We start from the raw sequence: 15,959 nt of genomic DNA on the forward strand, positions 1-15,959 counted from the left end.
CGAAATCCGGGGTTCTTCGCCACGGTGAGGCTTTCCCGGATTACGCTTCGCTTCATCCGGGCTACGGATGCGTCAATGGGCGGGCGTTGTTTTCTTCATATTGCGTCGCAATTGATGTATTTGGCTAAGCTGATAGTGACGCTGCGACTGCAAAACGCGCGGACTTCGCGCTGACCATTTCTGGAGAGACCGATGTCGCTGGATTCGGACGTGATCGTCGACCGTCGTCGTATCAGGCGCAAGCTGACGTTCTGGCGCGTTGCCGCTGCGGTCATCGCAATCGCTGCCATCGTCGGCGTGGGCGTGGTGGCCGCCGGCGGACGCGGCAGCTTGTCGACGTCGAGCACGATCGCGCGGATCAACATCGACGGATTGATCCGCAGCGACCAGCAGCGCGTCGAGGCGCTGGAGCGGCTCGGCAAGTCGAGCTATGCGGCGGTTGTCGTGCATATCAATTCGCCCGGCGGCACCACTGCGGGCTCCGAGCAGCTGTACGACTCGCTGATGCAGTTGAAGGCGAAGAAGCCGCTCGTCGTCGTGGTCGAGGGATTGGCGGCCTCTGGCGGCTACATCACCGCGATCGCCTCCGATCATATCGTTGCCCAGCAGACCTCGCTGGTTGGTTCGATCGGCGTGCTCTTCCAGTTTCCCAACGTTTCGGAATTGCTCAAGACCGTCGGCGTGAAGATGGAGGAAATCAAATCCTCACCGCTGAAAGCGGCGCCCAACGGCATGGAGCCGACCAGCCCCGAGGCCCGGGCCGCGATCGAGGGGCTGGTCAAGGATTCCTATGCCTGGTTCCGTGGATTGGTGAAGGAGCGGCGTGGCATGGACGACGCCCTGCTGGAGAAGGTCGCTGACGGACGCGTCTTCACCGGCCGGCAGGCGGTCGATCTCAAGCTGATCGATCAGCTCGGGGACGAAAAGACCGCGATTGCCTGGCTGGTTGCGGAGAAGAAGGTCAAAAGCGACCTGCCGGTGCGCAATTACACGCTTAATCCGCGCTTCAGCGACCTCACCTTCCTGCGCACCGCGGCGTCAATGACGCTCGACGCGTTCGGCCTTGGCGCCATCGCGCGGCGGATCGAGCAGGGTGGCGCAGCCCAGGCGGTGGATCGGTTCGGGCTCGACGGCATGCTGGCGCTGTGGACCCCCGGAGGAACCGACTAGTCGGGTGCGAAACGCGTGGTGATCAGGGTATTCCCGCTCTGCGGGAATCGCCGCATGCCCCAATTGGGCTATTTGTCACGCGATTTCACGGCGTTCTAAATCGATTTAGCGTCTTGACAGTGCACGGCATTTTCACGGAAATGGGTTTCCGCAAGAGCCCGGATCCCATTTTCGATGATCAAATCCGAACTTGTTCAGCGTATCGCCGAGCACAACCCGCACCTCTACCAGCGGGACGTCGAGAACATTGTGAATGCGATTCTCGATGAAATCGTCGCGGCGCTGGCGCGTGGCGACCGCGTCGAGCTGCGCGGTTTCGGCGCATTCTCGGTGAAGCATCGCCCGGCGCGTGCCGGCCGCAATCCGCGAACCGGCGAGCATGTGCCGGTCGACCAGAAGAGCGTGCCGTTCTTCAAGACCGGCAAGGAAATGCGCGAGCGCCTCAATCGCGACGAGGCCGAGGCGGGAGCCTCGAGGATCGACGCGCCCAAGGCCGATGCTTGAGCCTGATGCTTAAGGCTGACGCCTGAGCGCCGCCTCCGGCGTTGCCGTGCTGCGGGCGATGCGCCCGCACTTTCTCCATCGCTGCGAGAGATGGTCATGCGAAAGTTCTTCACGGCAGTGGTCGTCGTTCCGCTCGGACTGATCTTCATCATCTTTGCCGTCGCCAACCGTCACTGGGTGACGGTGTCGTTTGATCCCTTCAATTCCGTGACGCCGACGATTGCGGTCACACTGCCGCTGTTCGTGGTCATCATCGCTTCCGCGATCCTGGGCGTGATCGCGGGCGGCATGGCGACCTGGTTCAAGCAGGGGCGCTGGCGCCGCGCCGCCCGGCAGCACGAGGCCGACGCCCGCCATATCCGCGCCGAGCTCGCCGACCTCAGGGCGGCGGGCTCCCGGGACGACGCGCAGCGCCGCCCGACCGCGGCCCAGCTCGGGTTTTACGGGCCCAATGGGCGAGACAAGCAGGGCGCGACGTTGTAGAACCCGCCCCGTCGGACCAGGGTTCACCCCGGTTCCGGCCGCCCGAAAACCTGTTTTGAGACCCGTTTCGAGACCATGCCCCTGCTCGTCAAAATCTGCGGCCTGTCCACGCGCGAGACGCTCGACGTCGCGCTGGAGGGTGGCGCCGATATGGTGGGGTTCGTGTTCTTTCCCCCGTCGCCGCGCCATATCAGCCTCGAGACCGCGCGCGAGCTCGGCAAACAGGCCAAGGGCCGCGCTGTGAAGGTCGCGCTGACCGTCGATGCCGATGATGCGACCATCGAGAACATCATCGAGACGCTGCGGCCGGATATCCTGCAACTGCACGGCAAGGAAACCACCGCGCGGCTGCGTGATCTCAAGCAGAAATTCGGCCTGCCGCTGATGAAGGCGCTGCCGGTCGAGACCGCAGCCGATCTCGCGCCGCTGCCGGGCTATGCCGGCGTCGCCGACCGCATCCTGTTCGATGCCCGCGCGCCGAAGGATGCCACGCGCCCGGGCGGTCTCGGTGCGCCGTTCGATTGGCACGTGCTGGAAAATCTCGACCTCGCGCTGCCCTACATGGTCTCCGGCGGCCTCAACGCCGAGAACGTCACTGAAGCCGTCCGCGTCACCCGCGCCGGCGGCGTCGACGTCTCGTCGGGCGTCGAGCGCACGCCCGGCGTCAAGGATCCCGAGCTGATCCGCGCCTTCATCCGCGCCGCACGCGCAACCCAAGAACTGATGGTTCGATGAATCAAAATCTGCCCAATTCCTTCCGCAGCGGTCCCGACGAGCGCGGGCATTTCGGCATTTTCGGCGGACGCTTCGTCGCGGAAACGCTGATGCCGCTGATCCTCGATCTCGAAAAGGCCTATGCCGACGCCAAGGCCGATCCGGCGTTCCAGGCCGAGATGAATGTCTATCTGAAGGACTATGTCGGCCGGCCCTCGCCGCTGTACTTCGCTGAACGGCTCACCGAGCATCTCGGCGGCGCCAAGATCTATCTGAAGCGCGAGGAGCTCAATCACACCGGTTCGCACAAGGTCAACAACGTACTCGGCCAGATCATGGTCGCGCGCCGCATGGGCAAGAAGCGCATCATCGCCGAGACCGGCGCCGGCCAGCATGGCGTGGCGACGGCGACGCTGTGCGCGCGGTTCGGGCTCGAATGCGTGGTCTATATGGGCGCGGTCGACGTCGAGCGGCAGCAGCCGAACGTGATCCGGATGGAGATGCTCGGCGCCAAGGTCGTGCCGGTGCAGTCGGGCGCGCGCACGCTGAAGGATGCGATGAACGACGCGCTGCGCGATTGGGTCACCAACGTGCACAACACCTTCTATTGCATCGGCACGGTGGCCGGACCGCATCCCTATCCGATGATGGTGCGCGATTTCCAGTCGATCATCGGCCACGAGACCCGCAAGCAGATGCAGGAGGCCGAGGGCCGCCTGCCGGACTCGCTGATCGCGTGCATCGGCGGCGGCTCCAATGCGATGGGCCTGTTCCATCCGTTCCTCGACGATCCCTCGGTCGAGATTTTTGGCGTCGAGGCGGCCGGTCACGGGCTGACGCAGCTGCATGCCGCTTCACTCGCCGGCGGCCGCCCCGGCGTGCTGCACGGCAACCGCACCTATCTGCTGATGGATGCCGACGGCCAGATCGAGGAAGCGCATTCGATCTCGGCCGGCCTCGACTATCCCGGCATCGGCCCGGAGCACGCCTGGCTGCACGAGATCGGCCGCGTGAAGTATCTCTCGGCCACCGACGAGGAGGCGCTGGCCGCATTCCAGCTGCTGTCGCGGCTCGAAGGCATCATCCCGGCGCTGGAATCCGCGCATGCGATCGCGAAATTGTCCGAGCTCGCGCCGCAGCGGCCCAGAGATCACCTGATGGTGGTCAACCTCTCGGGCCGCGGCGACAAGGACGTGCCGCAGGTCGGCGACATCTTGAAGGCGAGGCAGAAGTGAGCACCCGTATCGACGCACGTTTCGCCGAGCTGAAGCAGCAGGGCCGCTCCGCTTTCGTCACCTTCGTGATGGCCGGCGACCCCGACCCGAAAACTTCGCTCGACATCCTCAAGGCCCTGCCGAAGGCCGGCGCTGACGTCATCGAGATCGGCATGCCCTTCACCGATCCGATGGCCGACGGCCCGTCGATCCAGGCGGCGGGGCTGCGCGCGCTCAAGGGCGGAATGACCTTGCGCAAGACGCTGGCGATGGTCCGCGACTTCCGCAAGGAGGACAACGCCACGCCGATCGTGCTGATGGGCTACTACAATCCGATCTACATCTACGGCGTCGACAGCTTCCTGGCCGATGCCAAGACCGCCGGCGTCGACGGACTGATCATCGTCGACCTGCCGCCGGAGGAAGACACCGAGCTCTGCATCCCCGCGATCAAGGCCGGGCTGAACTTCATCCGCCTGGCGACGCCGACCACCGACGACAAGCGCCTGCCGGCGGTGCTCGCCAATACCTCGGGCTTTGTCTACTACGTCGCGGTCACCGGAATCACCGGCAGTGCTGCGGCCGATTCCAAGGTCGTTGGAGCAGCCGTAGCGCGCATCAAGCGGCACACCGCGCTCCCGGTCTGTGTCGGCTTCGGCATCCGAACTCCGGAAGCGGCGCGTGCGATCGCCGAGAACGCCGATGGTTCCGTGGTCGGCACCGCGCTGGTCGATGTCCTGAAGGGCAGCCTCGATGTCGATGGCCGTGCCACGCCGAAGACCGTGAGCGCGGTGGCGGACCTGGTGTCGGCGCTGGCGCAGGGGGTCCGGGGCGCCAAGCAGGCCGCTGAATAAGCCACATTTTGCGGCAACAAGGCCGCAAACGGCGGCTTGCCGGGTTCGCCCGGCCCGCCATATATCCAGCTGGTGCGGGACCGACCCGCATTTCGGAGCGAACCATGAACTGGCTCACCAACGTCGTCCGGCCGAAGATCCGCAACATCCTGCGGCGCGAGACGCCGGAGAATCTCTGGATCAAGTGTCCGGATTCCGGGCAGCTCGTGTTCTACAAGGACGTCGAGGCCAACCAGTTCGTGATCCCCGGCTCGAATTACCACATGCGCATGGGCGCAGTGGCGCGGCTGAAGTCGATCTTCGACAACGAGACCTGGTTCGACGTCGCGCTGCCCGATGTCGCAGCTGATCCGCTGAAATTCCGCGACGAGCGCAAATATGTCGACCGCATCAAGGACGCGCGCACCAAGACCGGGCTGAACGACGCGGTCAAGGTCGGCTACGGCAAGCTCGAGGGCGCCGGCGTCGTGGTCGCGGTGCAGGATTTCGACTTCATGGGCGGCTCGCTCGGCATGGCCGCCGGTGAAGCGATGGTGCGCGGGCTCGAGCTCGCGGTCGAGAAGAAGTCGCCCTTCATCGTGTTCGCCGCGTCCGGCGGCGCGCGGATGCAGGAAGGCATCCTGTCGCTGATGCAGATGCCGCGCACCACCGTCGGCGTGCAGATGCTGCGCGAGGCGCGGCAGCCCTACATCGTCGTGCTGACCAATCCGACCACCGGCGGCGTTACCGCCTCCTATGCGATGCTCGGCGACGTCCAGATCGCCGAGCCCGGTGCGCTGATCGGCTTTGCCGGCGCGCGCGTGATCGAGCAGACCATCCGCGAGAAGCTGCCGGAAGGTTTCCAGCGTGCCGAATATCTCCGCGAGCATGGCATGGTCGACATGGTCGTGCACCGCCATGACATGAAGGCGACGCTGGCGCGGCTGTGCCGCCTGTTCACCAAATCGCCGGCGCTCGAAACCGCATCGAAGCCCGCAACGCCGGTCACCGAGCCGGCCCAGATCGTCACGGCCCCGGAGACGGTGCCGGCCGCGCCGCACGCGTGACCGCAGGCGCCGCCCCATCACAGGCCTCGTTCGAGGCGCTGATCGCGCGGATATCGGCGCTGCATCCGAAGCGCATCGATCTCAGCCTCGATCGCATGCGCGGCCTGATGGAGCGGCTCGATCATCCCGAGCGCAAGCTGCCGCCGGTGATCCATGTCGCCGGCACCAACGGCAAGGGCTCGACCGTTGCCTATCTGCGCGCGATCCTCGAAGCATCGGGTCTGCGCGTGCATGTCTTCACCTCGCCTTACCTCGTGCGGATCAACGAATGCTACCGGCTCGGCGCGGTCGGCGGCGGCAAGCTGGTCGGCGACGATGAGCTGCGCGCGACGTTCGAGGATTGCGAGCGCGTCAACGCCGACAATCCCATCACCATCTTCGAGATGGAAACCGCGGTCGCGTTCTGCCTGTTCGCAAAGCATCCGGCCGACGTCGCGCTGCTCGAGGTCGGCCTCGGCGGCCGGCTCGATTCCACCAATGTGGTCGAGACGCCGCTGGCCTCGGTGATTACGCCGGTCAGCATGGATCACATGGAATTCCTCGGCGACAATCTGACGGCGATCGCCGGCGAGAAGGCCGCGATCATCAAGCGCAAGGTGCCGGTGGTCTCAGCCGAGCAGGCGCCGGACGCGATGGCGGTGATCGAGGCGGAGGCGCATCGCATGCGCGCACCGCTGCATGCGGCAGGCCAGCAATGGCATGTCGGCGTCGAGCGCGGCCGGCTGGTCTACCAGGACGAGCGCGGCCTGCTCGATCTCGCCGCGCCAAAACTGTTCGGCCGGCACCAGTTCGACAATGCGGGCCTGGCGATCGCAACGCTGCGCGCGATCGACACCTTCAAGCTCAATATCGCGGCCTTCGAGGCCGGCATCGTCAGTGCGGAATGGCCGGCGCGGATGCAGCGGCTGGTCTCCGGCACGCTCGTCTGCCAGGGGCCGCAGGGCTCCGAGGTCTGGCTCGATGGCGGCCACAATGCCGAGGGTGGCCGCGTCGCGGCGGCGGCGCTCGGCGATCTCGAGGAGCGGGTGTCGCGGCCGCTGGTCGTGATCGCAGGCATGATGGCCAACAAGGATGCCAATGCCTTCCTCGCCAATTTCGCCGGGCTGACGCGCCACATCATCGCGGTGCCCGTACCCGGCCGCGACAACGGCATGGCGCCGGACAAACTCGCCGATGCCGCGCGGGCGCTCGGCATGCGTGTCGAGATCGCGACCGGCGTCGATGCCGCGTTGCAGCGGCTCGCCACGCTCGCCTACGAGGTGCCGCCGCGCATCCTGATCACCGGCTCGCTTTATCTCGCCGGCCCGGTGCTTGCGGCCAACGGCACGCCTCCTGCATGATGTTGGTGTCGTAGCCCGGATGCAGCGAAGCGAAATCCGGGGCCTTTCATTCCGTCACGGCAGCCATCCCGGATTACGCTTCGCTGCATCCGGGCTACGGGAGGACAACACATCATGCGATTTGCTGCGATCGCCGACATCCACGGCAATCATCTCGCGCTTGAAGCCGTGCTGTCGGACATCCGCGCGCAGGGGATTTCCGACGTCGTCGATCTCGGCGACATGGTGAGCGGACCGCTCGACGCGCAGCCGACCATCGATATGCTGATGAAGCTCGATGCGGTCCATCTGCTCGGCAATCACGACCGCTATCTGATCGACCGCGCGCACGAGAAAATGGGCTCATGGGAGCGGCGGACCTACACCCAGCTCGAGCCGCGGCATCTCGACTGGCTGCGCACGCTGCCGGCGAATGCGGTCTATCGCGACGAGGTCTTCCTCTGCCACGCGACGCCGCAAGATGACGAGACCTATTGGCTCGACACCGTGCTGCCGGGCGGCGAGGTCGTGATGTCCGCGCTGGAAGGGATCGAGGCGAGGGCGGCGGACGTAACGCAATCGCTGATCCTGTGCGCGCACACCCACATCGCCCGCGCGGTGCGGTTGCGCGACGGAAGGCTGATCGTCAATCCCGGCAGCGTCGGCTCACCCGGTTATCGCGCCGGCAAGCCGCACCCGCATGTCGTGGAGGCCGGCTCACCCGACGCGCGCTACGCCATCCTCGAGCAGCTCGATGGTCGCTGGGACGTCACCTTCCGCCACATCCCGTACGATCACGCGGCGATGGCGGCGCTGGCGCGGCACAATGGCGAGGCCGAGCTCGCCTCGGCGTTGGCGACGGGATGGATCCGCTGAAGTCGCGCCCGGGACGAAGCTCGCGCGCTGGTGCATAGCGGCGGCACTAGTGGATATGCGCCTCGTCGGAGACGCCGACGTGCTCGCGATAAACCATCTCCCAGCCCTTCCATCCCGTGAACAGCAGGATCAGGACCACGATGAGCGAGAGGGCGAGGCCGGTCGGCACGATGGCTGATGAGCCGTGCTCGAAGCGCGAATACCAGTTGAACAGCGCGACCAGCACCGCGATGACATTGCCGCCGGCATGCTGCCATGCGTCGGACAGGTTGCGGACCTGATCGTCTCCAAGGAGATCGATCACGCCGGCGACGGCGGCGAGCGCGGCCATGATCAAGCCGATACCAAGCAGCCAGAGCGAGGCGCTGGCCCAGAAGTCAGTGCCCGTCTTCCAGAATGCGAGGTCGGCAACGAAGGTCAAAACAAAGCACACGACCGGAAACGGAATCAGCATCGGATGAATAGGATGTCCCGCGACCTGCGCGGTTGATCTGGGGTTTGACATAGGTCCCTCCTGAGGGCCGTTAGTCACCTCAACCTGGGCTCACTGCGCAAAGTTCCTATTTGGACAAGGCAGCGCGCATCGTTGCAGCGCAACGCGCACAAAACAAAACGGCCGGCTTGCGCCGGCCGTGTCGCAAATCAGCTAATTCAAAGCGGATCAGACCGCAGCGGTGATCCACTGCTGCAGCTTCGCCTTCGGCGCGGCGCCGACCTGACGCGACGCCATCTCGCCGCCCTTGAAGATCATCAGGGTCGGGATCGACATCACGCCATACTTCGACGCGGTCTTCGGGCTCTCGTCGACGTTGAGCTTCACGATCTTGACCTTGTCGCCCATCGCGCCGGAAATCTCATCGAGAGCGGGCGCGATCATGCGGCAGGGACCGCACCATTCGGCCCAGAAGTCGACGACCACCGGCCCGGTCGCCTTGAGCACTTCGGCTTCGAAATCGGCGTCAGAAACCTTGCCAACGGCCATGTGAGTACCTCGTTCGGTTGAGACAAAAGGGCGCGGTGGAGAATCGCGCCCGGGAGCATGGGGCAAACGTATGAACGCCCCCTTGCCGGGTCAAGCTTGCTCACGCCGACATGAACTTATGCCAGCCCGGCGTCCAGCGCGGAGGCGGAAATCTCCATCATTTCAGCGGTTTCGGTCCAGAGCAGGGCGGCGTGGATGATCCTCTGGGGATAAAGTTTTGCCAGCACCGCACGGTACAGCGCGAGCTGCCGGATATAGCCCCTGGGGGCCTCGGCGGCGGTCTTTGGCGGAGCGTGGTTGGTCTTGAAATCAACGATCAGGACCTCGTTCGGCGTCACCACCAGCCGGTCGATCTGGCCCGAGACCAGCGCCTTCGGCTGGCCCGGCCGCTCCAGCCGGCCGACGATCGAAACCTCGGCACGGCTGCCGGGGGCAAACACCGGCGCGAAGCGCAGATCGACGGTCAGGGCGACCACTTGCCGGGCCAGCGCCGCGCGCTCTTCCTCGCTCCAGCCATCGGCGTTACGCGTGAGATAGCCGAGCGCCGCGCCGAGCCGTCGTTCCAGCGCGATTTCGGGCAGCGATTGCAGCAGGCGGTGCACCAGCGTGCCGCGTTGCAGGGCGCGGGCGCGCAACTGCACTGATTCGCCTGATCGTATCGGGTGGCTGTCGCCGTCAGCCGGATCGGACGGGCGCAGCACGCCCGTGGCAGCGGCTTCAGGGGCGGCCGCGGTACGCAGCCAGGACGGCAGCGCGACCGGTGCCGCGGCCGTTGACGCGGCCGCGCCGGTGAGATCGGCGACGTCATCCGGCCGCGAATAGCGCATCACCTTGCCGGCCGGCGTCTCCAGCTCCTCGAGCTCGAGCCCGGCATTGGCGAGCCCCTTGGTGATCAGATCGTACCAGGAGGATTTCCGCACCGTGCTCATGTTGCCGGGCATGCAGCCGCCGACGATCAGCCGGTCCGCGGCGCGGGTCATCGCGACATAGAGCAGGCGGCGATATTCGTCCTCGGTGTCGCCGAGCATCGCCTTGCGCGCGTCGGCGACGGCGGGCGGATCCTCGGCCTTCTTGCCGGCCCACACCACGACGCCGGGCGCGTTCGGCGCGGCGTTGCCTTGCGGCAGATGGATCAGCCGCAGCCGCTGGGTGTCTGACGGCGAGGTCGTGGTGTCCACCAGGAACACCACCGATGCCTCGAGGCCCTTGGCGCCGTGCACGGTCATCACGCGAACCTCGTCGCGCGAGATCTCCATGTCGCGCTTCACTTCGGTGTCGGCGGCGCGCAGCCAGGCGACGAAGCCTTGCAGCGAGGCCGGCGCCTTGCGCTCATAGCCGAGCGCGAGCTCGAGGAATTCGTCGAGCGCGTCGTTGGCCTCATGGCCGAGCCGGCGCAGGATGCGCGCCCGCCCGTCGTCGCCGCCGAGCAGCCAGGCGTAGAACGCGAACGGCGTCTCCTGGGTGAAGCGGCGCTCGCAGTCTTCGAGGCGGCGCAGCGCGGCCGAAAAGCGCTCGTCGGTCGACGCCTGCGCGGAGAGTGCCTCGCGCAGCGAACCGCGGCGCTGGTACGCGAGCTTGAACAGATCGTCATCGTCGAGCCCGAACAGCGGGCTCTTCAGCGCCACCGCGAGCGCGAGATCGTCCTGCGGCAGCAGCAGCGCGTCGGCGAGGTTCATCAGGTCGATGATCGCGATGTGCTCGGTCAGCTTCAGCCGGTCGGCGCCGGCGACCGGAATGCCCGCGTGCTTCAGCGCCTGGATCACCGCGTCGAAGGCGTTGCCGCGCCGCCGCACCAGGATCAGCATGTCGCCATAACGCAACGGCCGCCGCCCGCCGGCGCTGCCGGTCATGGTGCCGCTGGTGACCAGGCGCTTGATCTCGGCCTGGATGCGCCGTGCCAGCTTCACCTCGGGGCTGGTCACCGAGACGCCGTCGAACGGCGCGCGCCAGCCTTCGATATCCTGGCGATCGTCGGCGACCGCGAGATCCCACAGCTCGATCTGGCTGGGGCCGGCGTCGGCCATCGCGTTGTGGATCGGGTAGCCGTTCTCGACGGCGTGGATGCTGCGGAAGATCTCCTGTTCGCGGAACACGTGGTCGACCGAATGCAGGATCACCGGCCCCGAGCGGAACGAATAGGTGAACGACACCGGATCGAATTTCAGCCCGGCCTCCTCGAACCGCCGCTTCAGCTCGCGCCGGCGCAGGTCGAATTCGCGCGGCGCGGCGCCCTGGAACGAGAAGATCGACTGCTTCTCGTCGCCGACCGCGAACACCGTGCGCACCAGCCCATCGCGTGCGCCGGCGCCGGAGGTGAACTCGGAGATGATGTGGGCGACGATGTCCCATTGCCGGGGGCTGGTGTCCTGCGCCTCGTCGATCAGCACGTGATCGACGCCGCGGTCGAGCTTGTAATGCACCCAGCCGGAGGAGACGCGGTCGAGCATCGAAAGCGTCTTGTCGATCAGGTCGTCATAGTCGAGCAGGCCGCGTTCCAGCTTCTCGCGCCGGTAGTGCGCAGCCGCCGCGGTCGCGATGTGGATCAGCGCCTCGCTGCGGTCGCGCGTCACCACGGCGCGGCGGCGTTCGATCAGGGGGCCGATGCGCCGGATTTCGGCTTCGAACAGCCGACCGACTGCGGGATTGTTGTCGCAAAACTTTTTCGTCACCACCGATTTGCGCGGTGTGCGGTCGGCATCGGTCAAAAACACGGCCAGATAGGCATCCACCCGCGCGGCGCCAGTGAAGACCAATGCTTCGCGCAGTCGCGCGGCTTGGTCCTTGTCAGACTTGGCGCCGGTGTCGAGCGTGGCAGCGATCCCCTCCCAGCCGGTGTGCCTCAGATGGGGACCATCAACGATCTCACTCTCGACATCCTCGATGCGATCATCAGCGGCGACGCCGAGCGCGGCCGACATCTGCGCGGCGGCGGCCGCGGCGTTGCCGGCGGTATCGGTCCAGGCCATGAAATGGTCGCGGCTGAGGCAGGCCTCGCGGACCACCTCCTTGAAGGTGACGTCGGCGGCATTCGCCATCGCCGTCCGCAGCGCGCGGCCGATCGGACTGTCGGGAATCCGCGACGCTTCGAGGAACACCGCGAGATTGGCGCGTTCCATCATCTCGTTCTGGTCGCGGTCGTCGAGCACGGCGAAGCGCGCCGGCACGTTGGCCTCGAACGGGAACTGCTGCAGCAGGCGGGTGCACAGCGCGTGGATGGTCTGCACCTTCAGGCCGCCCGGCGTCTCCAGCGCGCAGGCAAACAGTTTTCGTGCCTCGCGCCGTAGCGAAGCGCCGGGATGCGCGATGCCGGCTTCGCGGATCGCGGTATCGAGCCGGGCGTCATCCAGCGTCACCCAATGGCCGAGCGTCGTGAACACCCGCTCCGCCATGTTCGCCGCTGCGGCCTTGGTGAAGGTGATGCAGAGGATCTTCTCCGGCGGCACGCCCGACAGCAAAAGGCGGATCACGCGCTGCACCAGCACATGGGTCTTGCCCGAGCCGGCATTGGCCGACACGAAGGTCGAGGCCTTGGGATCGGACGCGCGGGCCTGCGCATCGCGCACTGCAGGCGGAATCGGACGCGGGGCTTTCACCATTCCTCGATCCCCAGGCCGCCGGCGGCGGACCATTCCTTGATCCGCGCAAGGTCGTCATAGGCGCCGTAGCGGTTGGCCCACATCGAGAGGTTCAGCGAGGTGTAGGCCTGGCTCTCGTCGTCGAAGGCGCGGATCAAGGCTTCGAGCTTGCGCCGCGCGCTGTCGGCGGCTTCATCTGGCGGCTGCGGCGTGTCGTTGGTCTTGATCTTCAGCTCCAGCGAACGCTGCTCGCCCGGCGGGTTGTTGCCGCTCAGCCTGACATAGACGAGGTCGCCGACCGAGGAATCGGCCGGGATGTCGGCGAAGCCGCCTTCGCGCAGGATCGCAGCTTCCAGCGTGAGCTGCGGCGACAGCCCCATCCGCACCTGCTTGCCGGTCGGCGGCTGGCCGGTCTTGTAGTCGAGGATCGCGAAGCTGCCGTCGTCGCGCCGCTCGATGCGGTCGGCGCGCGCGGAGAGCGTGAATGTCCTGGCATCGTCGAGCGCAATGCCGATTTCGCCGCGGATCTCGGCCTTGATTGCGTCGATACCGCCGCGCCGCGCCTGTTCCCATTCGGCAAACCACGCCGCGATGCGCTGGAAGCGCGGCCACCACAGCGCGCGCGCCTCGGGCCGCTCCATCAACGGCGCAAAATGCTTGGCCCCGATGTCGCGCAGCGCGCTCTTGATGTCGTCCGGCAGCGCATCGGCATAGACCTGTGTGAACTCGCCGAGCGATTCGTGGATGGCGGAGCCGCGATCGGCCGCCGACAGCGCCATGTCGACCGGGTCGAGCGGATCGAGCCGCAAAATGTAGCGCGCGTAGATCGTGTAGGGATCGCGCAGCCAGTCCTCGATAGCGGTGACCGACATCTTCAGCGGCCGCGCCTCACGCGGCGGCCGCGGCTCCGGCTGCGGCACCGGCTCGACCTTGTCGGGTCGGTCGAGCTCGGCGGCATATTGCACATAAATCTCGCCGGCCGATGTCGCGGCCTTCCAGCGCGCTTCGCCCGCAACCGCTTCGAGCCGGTGCAGGAAGCGCGAGGCGACCGCAGGCGCGCCGCCAACCTTTGCGGCGTGGGTCAGGATCACCTCGTCATGGCCGAGCAGCTGCGCAAAGTCGTGCGCGGAAAGGCCGATGCGCCGCTCGGGCAGATCGAGCCCGAGCTCGTGCCGCATCGGCCGGCTCAGCCACGGATCGATCCGCGGCGCCGGCGGCCAGACACCCTCGACCAGGCCGCCAAGGATGATGCGATCGGCTTCGGTCAGACGCGCTTCGAGCGAGCCGTAGATATTGAGCTGCGCGCGCGCCGCTTCCGGCCGCCGCACCATGCGGTCGGCGAACGCGGTCTGGAACACCTCGGGATAATCTGACAGCGGCGTCATCAGCCCGCTCGGCTGCTGCCTGGCGAGCAGCTCGTCGAAGGCGGACGCGAGCGATGCGCCGGCGCGCTCCTCGAACACGATTGCGACGCCATTTTGATCGGCCGACAGTGCGATCAGCGCCTCGCGGTGGCGCGCGGCCAGCTCGGCGAAATCAAACGGCTTTGACGACGCCATGCCTTCGAGCGGCGCCAGCGCCGCCTGCAATCTGGTGATCAGGTCCTGGGCCTGGTTGAGCTCGTTGTCGCGCAGCCGGGCGCGCGGCTCCATGGCGTGCAGCGACGAGGTCTCGCCGCCATGCAGCTTGACCAGCTCGGCGCGGAAGCGCGCGAAGTCGCGCGCAAGCCCGCCGGTCCCCGGTTGCGGTCGCGTGCCGCGCAGCAGCGCGATCTCCAGCACCTCGATCGCGCGCTTCAGTGCGTTATGCGCGCCGCCGAGCCGCAACAACGGATGCTTGAGCAGCGCGAGCAATGTCGGCGGCTCCAGCCCCTTGGCGGCAGCCTCCGCGGTAAGGCGCGCGAACACGCCGGCCGGCGTTTCCATCAGCGCATCGCCGCCGGAATCGTCGAACTCGAGATTCCAGCGTGTCAGCGAGGCCATCACGCGGCGCGCCAGCGCGCGATCCGGCGTCACCAGCGCGGCCGATTTGCCGAGATGCCGCGCCTCGCGCATCGCGACCGCGATCGCCAGCGCCTCCATCTCCGGATTGGGCGCCTCGACCACGGTGAGATTGGTCATCCCGGCGGAAATCCGCGCCACGATCTCCGGCCGCTCCAGCCGGTCATGCCATTGCGCGGTCGCGGTCGAGGGACGCATCGTCTCCGACACCAGCACCTCGCGGCCGAGCGGTGCGGGCTGAGCAAGGCTCTCGACATCGCGGCGCTTGATGCCGAAGCGGTCGAGCAAAGCGTGCATCGCGAATTGCGGATGGTTCGACGAGGGCGGCGTCGTGAATCGGCCATCGTCGCCACGCTCGCCGCCGATCGTGTCCCAGCTGTCCTCGTCGAGATCGGTGTCGAGCCCGGGCAGCACCACCGCGCCGTTCGGCAGCTTCGCCACCGCGTGCAGGAATTTCGCGGTCGCCGGCATCGAGCCGGTCGAACCGGCAGCGATTACCGGGCCCGTGGGGTGCGCGGTCAGCCGCGCCGCTTCCGCCTCGATCAGCAGATCGCGGCGCGCCGCGGGTTCGATCCGGCCGATCTCCTTGAGGTAGTTCGGCCAGGCGTCGCGCGCGATGCGCAGGAAGTCGAGCGAATGCTGCCAGTATTTGTCGAGCTGGTCCGGCACCAGACGGTCGAGCTGGCGCCAGTCGACGCCGCGCGTCACCATGTCGTCCATCAGCCGTGCGAGATCGCCGGCGAGTTGCAACGTCGAGGCGGGTCCGCCGACCACCAGCGGCGCCGACACCGGCGTCTTCGCCCACGCCGCGACCAGATGCGCCAGGGTCAATCGGCGCTCCAGCTCGCCGAGCCGTGGCGGAATTTCCAGCGGCGCAGCGCCGCCGACATCGTCGCCTTGGTCCGCGAAGGCAAGCTCGTCCTCGTCGATCTCGCCGAGGGCTACGATGCGCGGCAGCACCGCGGCGTCGGAATCGAGCACGTCGAGGAAGATTTCGCGCGCCAGCCGGCCGGCGCGGCGGGTCGGCAGATACAGCGTGGCGTTGGCGAGCTTGGCCGGATCGTTGCGTGCCTCGAATCCCGCCACCAGGCGGCCGTCGACCAGCGCCGAGATGACGGTGCGCAGGAACGGCGCGGAAACGGGAACGCTGAAGACGCGCATGGGCTGCCTTGTTCGAATCAGGCGCCAATATAGGAAGCGGCGGCCGTCGTTAGCCACCCCT

At 66.9% G+C, this 15,959-nt stretch carries 13 protein-coding genes; 9 read left to right on the forward strand and 4 right to left on the reverse strand.

The genetic code is table 11. The features are described 5' to 3' along the window. Positions 1 to 192 precede the first annotated feature (192 nt). The 9 genes from sppA (at position 193) to FBZ93_RS12590 (ending at position 8,180) form a co-directional block, all read left to right on the forward strand. Positions 193 to 1,170, forward strand: coding sequence for a signal peptide peptidase SppA (gene sppA, locus FBZ93_RS12550; RefSeq protein WP_146986274.1), 978 nt, complete (start codon positions 193 to 195; stop codon positions 1,168 to 1,170). A 174-nt stretch (positions 1,171 to 1,344) separates the two neighbouring features. Beyond that, positions 1,345 to 1,674: an integration host factor subunit beta gene (locus FBZ93_RS12555; RefSeq protein WP_146986275.1), complete on the forward strand. Its 330-nt coding sequence runs from the start codon at positions 1,345 to 1,347 to the stop codon at positions 1,672 to 1,674. A 96-nt stretch (positions 1,675 to 1,770) separates the two neighbouring features. Further along, positions 1,771 to 2,157, forward strand: a complete 387-nt coding sequence (locus FBZ93_RS12560; protein WP_167529015.1) for a LapA family protein — start codon at positions 1,771 to 1,773, stop codon at positions 2,155 to 2,157. 75 nt (positions 2,158 to 2,232) lie between these two features. Then, positions 2,233 to 2,892 carry a phosphoribosylanthranilate isomerase gene (locus FBZ93_RS12565; RefSeq protein WP_146986277.1) on the forward strand — a complete coding sequence of 220 codons (660 nt, stop codon included), beginning with the start codon at positions 2,233 to 2,235 and terminating at the stop codon, positions 2,890 to 2,892. Further along, on the forward strand, positions 2,889 to 4,106 hold the full coding sequence (trpB, locus tag FBZ93_RS12570; RefSeq protein WP_146986278.1) for a tryptophan synthase subunit beta: 1,218 nt from the start codon (positions 2,889 to 2,891) through the stop codon (positions 4,104 to 4,106). Before FBZ93_RS12565 ends, trpB begins: the two co-directional genes overlap by 4 nt. Further along, positions 4,103 to 4,939: a tryptophan synthase subunit alpha gene (gene trpA, locus FBZ93_RS12575; RefSeq protein ID WP_146986279.1), complete on the forward strand. Its 837-nt coding sequence runs from the start codon at positions 4,103 to 4,105 to the stop codon at positions 4,937 to 4,939. Before trpB ends, trpA begins: the two co-directional genes overlap by 4 nt. Before the next feature lie 104 nt (positions 4,940 to 5,043). Next, positions 5,044 to 5,985, forward strand: coding sequence for an acetyl-CoA carboxylase, carboxyltransferase subunit beta (accD, locus tag FBZ93_RS12580; protein WP_146986280.1), 942 nt, complete (start codon positions 5,044 to 5,046; stop codon positions 5,983 to 5,985). 95 nt (positions 5,986 to 6,080) lie between these two features. After that, on the forward strand, positions 6,081 to 7,325 hold the full coding sequence (locus FBZ93_RS12585; protein WP_246667478.1) for a bifunctional folylpolyglutamate synthase/dihydrofolate synthase: 1,245 nt from the start codon (positions 6,081 to 6,083) through the stop codon (positions 7,323 to 7,325). 114 nt (positions 7,326 to 7,439) lie between these two features. Next, positions 7,440 to 8,180, forward strand: coding sequence for a metallophosphoesterase family protein (locus FBZ93_RS12590; protein ID WP_146986282.1), 741 nt, complete (start codon positions 7,440 to 7,442; stop codon positions 8,178 to 8,180). A 46-nt stretch (positions 8,181 to 8,226) separates the two neighbouring features. Here the strand turns inward: FBZ93_RS12590 and FBZ93_RS12595 are convergent, their stop codons facing one another. The 4 genes from FBZ93_RS12595 to addB form a co-directional block, all read right to left on the reverse strand. Next, positions 8,227 to 8,685 (reverse strand): DUF2231 domain-containing protein, encoded by a 459-nt coding sequence (locus tag FBZ93_RS12595; RefSeq protein WP_146986283.1) that lies wholly within the window; start codon positions 8,683 to 8,685, stop codon positions 8,227 to 8,229. A gap of 156 nt (positions 8,686 to 8,841) precedes the next feature. Further along, positions 8,842 to 9,162, reverse strand: a complete 321-nt coding sequence (trxA, locus tag FBZ93_RS12600; RefSeq protein ID WP_016847387.1) for a thioredoxin — start codon at positions 9,160 to 9,162, stop codon at positions 8,842 to 8,844. A gap of 116 nt (positions 9,163 to 9,278) precedes the next feature. Continuing rightward, complete coding sequence (gene addA / locus FBZ93_RS12605) at positions 9,279 to 12,758, reverse strand: double-strand break repair helicase AddA (protein WP_167529016.1); 3,480 nt, start codon at positions 12,756 to 12,758, stop codon at positions 9,279 to 9,281. Next, positions 12,752 to 15,898 (reverse strand): double-strand break repair protein AddB, encoded by a 3,147-nt coding sequence (addB, locus tag FBZ93_RS12610; protein WP_146986285.1) that lies wholly within the window; start codon positions 15,896 to 15,898, stop codon positions 12,752 to 12,754. Before addB ends, addA begins: the two co-directional genes overlap by 7 nt. Positions 15,899 to 15,959: the final 61 nt, after the last annotated feature.

It is taken from the genome of Bradyrhizobium macuxiense, from assembly GCF_007993935.1.
In the GTDB taxonomy this organism is placed as follows: Bacteria; Pseudomonadota; Alphaproteobacteria; order Rhizobiales; family Xanthobacteraceae; genus Bradyrhizobium; species Bradyrhizobium macuxiense_A.